This is a genomic window from Candidatus Benthicola sp. (genome assembly GCF_058719085.1).
The window spans coordinates 1-8,658 of sequence record NZ_JBZQEK010000189.1; the positions used below are offsets into that span (position 1 = coordinate 1).

Consider the following 8,658-nt stretch of genomic DNA (forward strand, 5'->3'; position numbering starts at 1 on the left):
TTCAGGTTACGAGTGTGCCGATCCGCTCGCCGCGCAACGCAGCCAGGATCGCCCCGGGCTTGCCGATGTTGAGTACGATGACGGGCAGATCGTTCTCCCGACAGAGGGACACGGCGGCCGCGTCCATCACTCCGAGCTCCCGGTTGATGACCTCGCGGTAGGTGAGATCCGGAAGGAACTCGGCGTCCGGCTCCCTGTCGGGATCGGCCGAGTAGACACCGTCGACCTTGGTGGCCTTCAAGATCACGTCGGCCTCCATTTCGATCGCCCTGAGCACGGCCGCCGTATCGGTCGAAAAATACGGGTTTCCCGTCCCCCCGGCGAAGATCACCACGCGACCCTTCTCCAGGTGACGGAGGGCCCGCCGCCGGATGTACGGCTCGGCAAGCTGCTCCATCCGGATGGCGGTCATGACTCTCGACTCGACGCCGTGCCGCTCGAGAGCGTCCTGCAGGGCGAGGGCATTGATGACGGTCGCCAGCATGCCCATGTAGTCTGCGGACACGCGGTCCATGCCGCGCTCGCTGGCGACCGCACCCCGAACGATGTTCCCGCCTCCGACCACCAGCCCCAGCTTGATCCCGGCTTCGTGGACCTTCTCGATTTCGAGAACGAGACTGTCCACGACCTCCGGCTCGATTCCAAACCTTCGGGCTCCCGCGAGCGACTCTCCCGAGAGCTTCACCAGGGCCCGGGGATATTTCAGATCGGACAAAGGCGCCTCTCTAACCTCCGATCGCGAAGCGTACGAACCGGCGGACGCTCACATCGGAGCCGTGACCAGCCACGAGCTCCTCGATGCTCGTGTCCGGGTCCTTGACGAAGGGCTGTTTCAGAAGCGTGTTCTCCTCGAAGTACTTCCTCATCCGGCCCTCCACGATCTTCTCCGCGATGTGCTCGGGCTTGCCCTCCGCACGGGCCTGCTCCACCAGCACGGCGCGCTCACGCGCCCGATCCTCCTCCGGGATGTCCTCCGGAGAAACGCCCATCGGATCGGTGGCGGCGATGTGCATCGCCAGGTCACGAACGAGGTCGGAAACCCCGGTTCCTTCCGCCGCGACATCCACGAGAACACCGATGCGGCCGCCGAAGTGCAGGTACGAACCCACCTCTCCATCCTTCGGGACCGCCATGCGCACGGCCCGCTGCACCTCCAGGTTCTCGCCGATCGTCGCCCTCATCGACTCCAGTTCGCCGGAAAGATCCTCGAAACCCGCGTGATCGAGCACGCTGGAGCCATCGAGCACCTCCCCCTCGGGCAGATCCGAGGCGGCCACCCGCCGGGCCAGGCTCGTCGCGAAGTCCTGAAAGTCCTGGTTACGGGCCACGAAATCCGTCTCGCTGGACACGGCCACCATGCCAACCGCACTCTCGTCGACCTCGATCGCCACGATGCCCTCCGACATCTCGCGCTCGGACCGCTTCGCCGCCTTGGCCGAACCCCACTGCCGAAGGAGGTCGATGGCCTGCTCCTCGTCACCGCCGGTCTCGACGAGGGCCTTCTTGCAGTCCATCATTCCCGCGCCCGTCCGGTCACGCAAGGACTTCACCGCTGCCGCCGTGATCGCTGACATCTGTCTATTCCCTTCTCCGTTCATGATCGCATATCCGCGGCGCACGGAGGCACCGCCAAACGTCGGAACACAAAAAAAATGGGCCACCGAAGTGGCCCACCGTTTCGCGTCCGCTCAGGGTGAGCCGGGATCCTTGCGTTCCCCGTCTTCCCCGCCGGACGCTTCCGCCGTGAGGGCCACTTCCTCGGCCTCCGTATCGGGCGGCGAGTCGTCGCCTCCTTCGACGATGACTGCCTCCTCTACGACGACCTCCTCCACGACCACCTCGTCGCCGTCCATCTCCGCGTCGTCACCGGCGTCCGATTCGTCGGCCTCACCCTCGGGCGAGCCCGCCTCGGGATCCGTGGCGTGCCGGCGCCGCTTGATCAACTCGGGACGCGGGCGACGCTTCGGCCTCTTCTTCCGCTTGCCCTCCGCCGCCCCGGTCCCGCCGAGATCGGACGAATAGGTGAGCGCCGCTTCTTCTTCGGCTCGCCCCGTTCCCTCGGGTGCCTCGCGCCGCGCCATGATGATCTCGTCGGCGATCGCCCCCGTGATCAGGGACACCGAGCGAATGGCATCGTCGTTACCGGCGATCGGGATGGTGAGCTTGTCCGGGTCGGCATTCGTGTCTGCGATCGCGACCACGGGGATATCCAGGCGGTTCGCCTCGCGTACCGCGATGTCCTCCTTGTTCGCGTCCACCACGAAGACCAGGCCGGGCAGCCGGTTCATGTCCTTGATGCCGGACAGGTAGCGCTCCAGCTTCTCCCGCTCCCGGTCGAGAAGGAGCCGCTCCTTCTTCGTGTAGAACTCGAACGCCCCCTCCTCGGCACCCCTCTCGAGGTCCTTGAGACGACGGATGTTCTTCTTGATGGTCTGGAAGTTCGTCAGCAGGCCGCCGAGCCAGCGCTCGGTCACGTAGAACGCGCCGCACCGCTCGGCCTCCGCCTTGACGAGGCCCTTGAGCTGGGGCTTCGTGCAGACGAAAAGCACGTTGCCGCCACCGCGGACCACGCCGTTCACCAGGTCGCGGGCCCGATTCAATTCCCGAAGGGTCTTCTTCAGATCGATCAGGTAGATACCGCCTCGCTCCGCGAAGATGAACCTGCGCATCTTCGGGTTCCAGCGGTGCGTCTGGTGGCCGAAGTGGACACCAGCCTGTAGCAATTCCTTCAGACCGACTTCTGACATGCTCTCGTTTACTCGCTTATCGGGTTCGGCTGCGCCGTCGTCGTGATGGCAGCGTGATCACCGCTTGGAGAACTGGAACCGCTTGCGTGCCTTGGGGCGACCGGGCTTCTTGCGCTCGACCACCCGAGGATCACGCGTCAGCAGATCGTGCGATCGCAGCGTGGAGCGCATGTCCTCGTCCATCTCGAGGATCGCACGCGCCACCGCCAACTGGACCGCTTCCGCCTGTCCGGTCGGTCCACCGCCCGAGACTCGGGCGTGCACCGCGAATCGGCCCTCGGTTCCCGTCACCTCGAACGGCTTGGATGCCGCCGCCCGGTGCCGCGCGATCGGGAAGTAATCCTCGAGATCGCGCCCGTTGATGCTCCAGGAACTGTCTCCAGGCCGCAGCCACACCCGCGCCACCGCTGCCTTGCGCCGGCCTACGGCCTGAAATGTCTTGCTGTCCGCCAAGCTTCCTCCGTGTCTTTGCTCGCCCGCGGTCGGGCGGTCACACTTCCAGCGGCTGCGGTCGCTGCGCCGTGTGCGGGTGCTCCGCCCCGGCGTAGACCTTCAGCTTCTGCGACATCTGGCGGCCGAGAGCGTTCTTGGGGAGCATCCCCTTCACCGCCCTCTCGATCACCCTCTCCGGGTGGGTCCGCATCATCGTCTCGAAGGGAATGGCCTTCTCGCCACCCATGTAACCGCTGTGCCGGAAGTACTCCTTTTGCTCCGCCTTGCGACCCGTCAGACGCACGTTCGCGGCGTTCACGACCACCACGTAGTCGCCGACGTCGAGGTGCGGGCTGAACGTAGGCTTGTGCTTCCCGCGCAGCACGGATGCGATCCGAGTCGCGAGTCGCCCGAGCACCTGGTCCGTGGCATCGACCACGTACCAGTCCCGTTCGATTTCACCAGCTTTGACCGAATACGTCTTCATTCCTTGATCGCCCGTACGTTTCCGCTCGGAGCGCCCGTACCTCGTGGCCACGAATCTGAGAGAAAAAGCGGGCCGCCCCCGCACGCGGCGGCAGCGGCCAGGATCATCCCGCTAGCAGCCCCGGAAGCTAAAGGGGACCACCACAGGTGTCAAGACGAATCGATCGGTGGTTCAGCGGTCGCGAAAGGACGCCAGAACGCGTCCGGTAGCGCCGAGTCGAAGGCGGACGAGAGCCCGGTCCTTGATCTGCCGAATTCGCTCCCGACTGACGGCGAACTCGCGGCCAATCTGCTCCAGCGTGTGTGGTTCCTCCCCATCGAGACCGAAGTACAGCTTGAGGATGCGAGCTTCCCGCTCGGGAAGGTGCGTGAGGCTGGCCTCCAGCACGTCCTTCAGCTCTTCGCGCTGTGTCCGCTCCTCGGGCTCCTCTCCTTCCCGGTCCGGAATGAGCTCGAGCATCGAGGTGTCCTCGGTGTCCGGAACCGGCGCGTCCAGGGACACGTATCCGCTGTGCATGCTCAGCGACCGCTGAACCGCTTCGGGACTGAGATCCAGCTCGATCGCGACCTCTTCAGGCGTCGGGCGGCGTCCGAGCTCCTGGCTCAGCTGCCGCGACGTACGGACGACCCGGTTGGCTTCGTCCATCCGCCCGACGGGGATGCGAACGATCCGAGATTGTTCGGCGATGGCCTGCATCATCGCCTGCCGAATCCACCACACCGCGTACGAGATGAATCGAACGCCCTTGGTCTCGTCGAACCGGCGAGCGGCACGCATCAGGCCGAGGTTGCCTTCGTTGACGAGATCCGCGAAGGCCACTCCGTGGTTGCGGTAGCGCTTGGCCACCGTGACGACGAAGCGCAGGTTGGCAGCGACCAGTCGATTGAGCGCCTGCTGGTCGCCCTTCCGGATCTCGCGGGCCAGTTGAACCTCGTCCTCGCGGCTCAGGATCGGGTGATCCGCGATCTCCCGCAGGTAGAGGTCGAGGGAGCCCCCGGAATGATCGCCCTTCTGTGCCATTCTCCTCCGCCTCGTGCGCGACCGCCCGATCCGCCCGGATCGAGCCGGCCGGTCCGACCTACCTGATCGAGTCGAACAGCCGGCTCCAGCGAATCTCGGTCAGCCAGGGGAAGGGTGTGATCTTGTTGCGGTCGTACGAAAAGTAGATGATCCAGGGCTTACCCTTGATCGATTCCGAAGGCACGAAACCCCAGTATCTCGAGTCCTCCGAATTGTCCCGGTTGTCTCCCATCACGAAGTAGTGTTCCTCCGGAACGTGGATCGGGCCCCAGTTGTCACGCGTCGGCCGATACTCCTGAACGCGGCGCCCGTTCTGCACCAGGTAGGACTGCTGCCAGTCGAACTGGGGGCTCCGCGGATCCTCGTAGGGACGGGTGTGTCGAGCATACGGCTCGACCACCTGCGCTCCGTTCCGATACAGTACCCCCTCGACCATGAGCAGCGTATCGCCCGGAAGGCCGACGATCCTCTTCACGTAGTTCGTGTTGGCAGCCTGGCGTGCGGCCGGAGGGGGAGCGAACACCACGATGTCGCCACGGGCCGGTGGATCGAACGCCGGAAGCCGAACGCCGGTGCCGGGGACCTCGGCTCCGTACACCATCTTGTTGACCAGAAGGAAATCCCCCACCAGCAGCGTCTGCTCCATGGAGCCGGTCGGAATCTGGAAAGCCTCGACCACGAATGTCCGGACGAGGATGAACAGCACGAAGGCGACCGCGATGGACTTGGTCCACTCCCACAGCCACCGGCCGACCGAGGCGTTGTCCGATTCTCCGCCCGCCTTCGACGGCTTCCTGTTCTTGCTCATGCTCTCCCGCACCTGCCTGTCTATGATGGCCCCCGCGGGGCTCGCTCAATCGTCCGACTCGAGGGAAAGGCACGCCCCCGATGCCAGAGCGCCGTACCCCCCCCGTCTCGTCTGCGTTCCCGCCATGAGCCGGGCCGCCACCCAATAGGTACGCAAGGTGGCGGCCGGGCTCAACTCGTCCTCAACTACGGAGCGCTTCCCTCTCCACCCGGGTCCCCGCGTGCCATCTCGAACACGAGGGAGCCGTCGCGGACCTCGAACACCTCCACCCGGCGCGGAGTCGGCAGGAAGAGTACCCTGCCCGTGGACTCGACGCCCTCCAGCTCCAGGCCGTCGAGGATCCAGGGAATCATGAGCGACGGAACGGCAACGGCTCCCGCCTGCAGCCCGACCACCTCGATCCGTCCGATTCCCGGCGGAAGCACACCCGGCTCCAGCTCGACCACGACCCGGGCGGAATCGGAGAACAGCCTCTCCACGACCTCCGGGGAGGCCAGGCCCTCCAGGCGTGCGGGATCGACACGGGCCGAGACGACGAACGTGCTGTCGAGAACCTGGACGATCGGGTTCTCGATTCCGGTCGGGAGCAAGGGACCGGCCCGGTACGTCAGCAGACTCTGGATCTCGGCCTGGCTGAGCGTCACGCCCGCGCTCTGTCCACGCAGCAGCGCCTCGAGCTCGCCGGACGCTCGATCGGCCATCGCTTCGCTCGGCTCCGAGGCGGAAGTGATCTCGAGGCGTGACCAAAGCCGGGCGACGTCCTCGCGGAACAGCCAGGCCGCCCCGAGGACGGCGGCCAGCACGGTGAGGCACCCGATCCGCGCCAGACAGCTCTTGATCACCGCCTCCTCCCCTTCCCGCCCGCTCAGCTTCGCCGCCCCAGGTTGGCGGCGGCCAGGCGCGTGTGCTCGGCCCCGTCGGGCCGCAGATGACTCTTCATCAGATCGAGGTGCGTCACCCGGTAAACATCCGTGAGACCCAGCTTTCGTGTCACTTCCTCGAAGCGTCGGAACTCGCCCGCCTCCGCGTCGCGCGGCGCCCGGCCCAGCGTGATGTGGGGCTGGTACGGACGGCTTTCCCGGGCGACCCCGAGTTCGGAAAGCGACCTCTCGAGATCGTCCTTCACGAAACGCAGCTCCGGCGTCGGCTCCACTCCGAGCCACACGACCCGCGGATGGCGCGGAGAAGGAAACGCTCCGATCGGTCCGAATGCCAACTCGAACGGTCGAAAGCTCCGCGCCACCTTTCCCAGCGTGTCCGTGATCGCGGGCACGTCCGCCGCCGGGACCTCGCCGATGAACTTCAGGGTCAGGTGGATCTGGTCGGCACCTGCCCATCGGCCCGGAATCCCGGCCTCCTCCAGGGGACGGCTGAGCCGCGCGATCTTCTGTCGCAGGCGCGCCGGAAAGTTCACGGCCACGAAGAGGCGCATTCGACCTCGCTTCCCTCGACTCCGGTTCCGCCCGTTCCGCCGGGCAGACTCCCCGGTTAAGCTGGCCCGGACGCAGGCGGGGGGGCAAGGGCATGCGGAACGGCACGGGATGCGCCCCCGCTTCCTCGAGCGTACGATGTTGGATCCGCAGAGGTGTCAGGACCCTTCCTCCGACAGGAAGAACATGACCGCGTACAGAGTCACCGTGGGCAAGGAGGCGCTCATCTTCGCCGCCGCCCATTTCATCACGTTCGGCCGCGACGGATGCGAAGCCCTCCACGGACACAACTACCGTGTGGGAGTCACCCTGTGGGGAGATCCCGATCCCGACTCGCTCGTCTATGACTTCGTCGCCCTGAAACGGGAGATGGGTGCACTGCTCGACGAGCTCGACCACCGGGTGCTGATCCCGACCTCCAATCCGATGCTCGAGATCGACGTGGGCTCGGGCCAGGTCGACGTCCGCCACCCGAACTGGAGCTATCGCTTTCCCGAGCGGGACGTGGTGCTTCTTCCGCTATCCAACACGACGGCGGAGAGACTCGCCGAGTATCTCGGGCACCGCTTGCGGACGGTCCTCGGGACCGGCGGGGAGGACACGATCACCCGGATCGAGATCGAGGTCGAGGAAGCGCCCGGCCAGTCCGCCACCTGGACGGATGGCGCCCCCGCCTGAAGGCACGGCCGTTGGAACGAAGGACCGCCGAATGAACTCTCTGCCGCTGATCCGGGAGATGGCTCACGCGCCATCCCCGGAGGCGCTGTTCCGGACGACCTCGGGCCGCCCCTGGGTGTTGTGGCTCGATACGGCAAAGCCGGACCCGTCCTGGGGCCGGTGCTCGTTTCTGGCGATCGACCCCTTCCGGGTGCTGCGCGGCCGGGCCGGCCGGTCGGAGTGGATCGAGCCCGGCGGAGCCCGCCCGGGGCGGGAGGACCCTCTGACCGAGCTGTCCGGGGCCCTCGCCGACTGCCGTATCGCGGACCGTCCTGGTCTCCCGCCCTTCGCCGGCGGGGCCGGCGGGATGCTCGGATACGAGCTCGCCACCGACCTGGAGAGAGTGCCGAGGGCCGCCTGTCGGGACTTCTCGGCCCCGGACCTGGAACTCGGTCTGTACGACCTGGTCGTCGGCTGGAATCGAGCCGAGGGGCGGTGCTGGATCGTCTCGACCGGAGCGGGCGATCCTGCCGGCGCCTCCCGCGCCGAAGCGAAGCTCAGGCTGGAGGAAGCCGAGCGCTGGCTCGGTGGCGGGCCGGCTCCTGCCCGGTATCGACTCGAGCGCACCGGCGTGCCGACCCCCCGCGCGCAGCCGCCCGCGACGTTCGCCCTGCCCGGGGCCGAGCGCGTGCGCTCGACCTTTTCCCCCGCGGGCTACGAAGGCGCCGTCGGGCGAATCATCGAGTGGATCCGTGCCGGCGACGCATACCAGGTCAATCTCTCCCAGCGGTTCGAGGCGTCCACGGAGAAACCGGCCGGCGATATCTACCTGAAGCTCCGTGAGGCGAGCCCGGCTCCGTTCGGCGCTTTCTTCGCCGGGGACGGCTTCTCGGTCCTGAGCACCTCTCCGGAGCGCTTTCTGCAGCTGACGCCGGGCGGAGTCGTGCAGACGCGGCCGATCAAGGGCACGCGCCCCCGGGGATCCGGCCCCCGGGAGGACGGGCGTCTCGCCGCCGAGTTGAGGGCCAGCGGCAAGGACCGGGCGGAGAACCTCATGATCGTGGACCTGCTCCGGAA

10 protein-coding genes and 1 pseudogene are annotated in these 8,658 nt (G+C 66.7%); 2 read left to right on the plus strand and 9 right to left on the minus strand.

Going from position 1 to position 8,658, the window contains the following annotated elements:
• Window position 1: 1 nt before the first annotated feature.
• The 9 genes and pseudogenes from pyrH to thpR all read right to left on the minus strand — a co-directional run bounded on the left by pyrH (window position 2) and on the right by thpR (window position 6,926).
• Window positions 2-715, minus strand: coding sequence for a UMP kinase (gene pyrH, locus AC36XV_RS13225; protein WP_492204159.1), 714 nt, complete (start codon window positions 713-715; stop codon window positions 2-4).
• 10 nt (window positions 716-725) lie between these two features.
• Window positions 726-1,574, minus strand: a complete 849-nt coding sequence (gene tsf / locus AC36XV_RS13230) for a translation elongation factor Ts (RefSeq protein ID WP_492204160.1) — start codon at window positions 1,572-1,574, stop codon at window positions 726-728.
• 462 nt (window positions 1,575-2,036) lie between these two features.
• A pseudogene (gene rpsB, locus AC36XV_RS13235) lies at window positions 2,037-2,747 on the minus strand (30S ribosomal protein S2); the annotation flags it as partial.
• Window positions 2,748-2,804: 57 nt separating this feature from the next.
• Window positions 2,805-3,200, minus strand: a complete 396-nt coding sequence (rpsI, locus tag AC36XV_RS13240; RefSeq protein ID WP_492204161.1) for a 30S ribosomal protein S9 — start codon at window positions 3,198-3,200, stop codon at window positions 2,805-2,807.
• Window positions 3,201-3,237: 37 nt separating this feature from the next.
• Window positions 3,238-3,666, minus strand: a complete 429-nt coding sequence (gene rplM, locus AC36XV_RS13245; protein WP_492204162.1) for a 50S ribosomal protein L13 — start codon at window positions 3,664-3,666, stop codon at window positions 3,238-3,240.
• A gap of 171 nt (window positions 3,667-3,837) precedes the next feature.
• Window positions 3,838-4,686, minus strand: coding sequence for a sigma-70 family RNA polymerase sigma factor (locus AC36XV_RS13250; RefSeq protein WP_492204163.1), 849 nt, complete (start codon window positions 4,684-4,686; stop codon window positions 3,838-3,840).
• A gap of 58 nt (window positions 4,687-4,744) precedes the next feature.
• Window positions 4,745-5,494 carry a signal peptidase I gene (lepB, locus tag AC36XV_RS13255; protein WP_492204164.1) on the minus strand — a complete coding sequence of 250 codons (750 nt, stop codon included), beginning with the start codon at window positions 5,492-5,494 and terminating at the stop codon, window positions 4,745-4,747.
• Window positions 5,495-5,679: 185 nt separating this feature from the next.
• Window positions 5,680-6,336 (minus strand): hypothetical protein, encoded by a 657-nt coding sequence (locus tag AC36XV_RS13260; RefSeq protein ID WP_492204165.1) that lies wholly within the window; start codon window positions 6,334-6,336, stop codon window positions 5,680-5,682.
• 23 nt (window positions 6,337-6,359) lie between these two features.
• Window positions 6,360-6,926 carry an RNA 2',3'-cyclic phosphodiesterase gene (thpR, locus tag AC36XV_RS13265; RefSeq protein WP_492204166.1) on the minus strand — a complete coding sequence of 189 codons (567 nt, stop codon included), beginning with the start codon at window positions 6,924-6,926 and terminating at the stop codon, window positions 6,360-6,362.
• A 184-nt stretch (window positions 6,927-7,110) separates the two neighbouring features.
• On the opposite strand from thpR, the gene AC36XV_RS13270 reads away from it, so the two are divergent.
• Window positions 7,111-7,602 carry a 6-pyruvoyl trahydropterin synthase family protein gene (locus AC36XV_RS13270; RefSeq protein ID WP_492204167.1) on the plus strand — a complete coding sequence of 164 codons (492 nt, stop codon included), beginning with the start codon at window positions 7,111-7,113 and terminating at the stop codon, window positions 7,600-7,602.
• A gap of 31 nt (window positions 7,603-7,633) precedes the next feature.
• On the plus strand, window positions 7,634-8,658 hold a 1,025-nt coding region (locus AC36XV_RS13275), incomplete at its 3' end, for an anthranilate synthase component I family protein (RefSeq protein ID WP_492204168.1).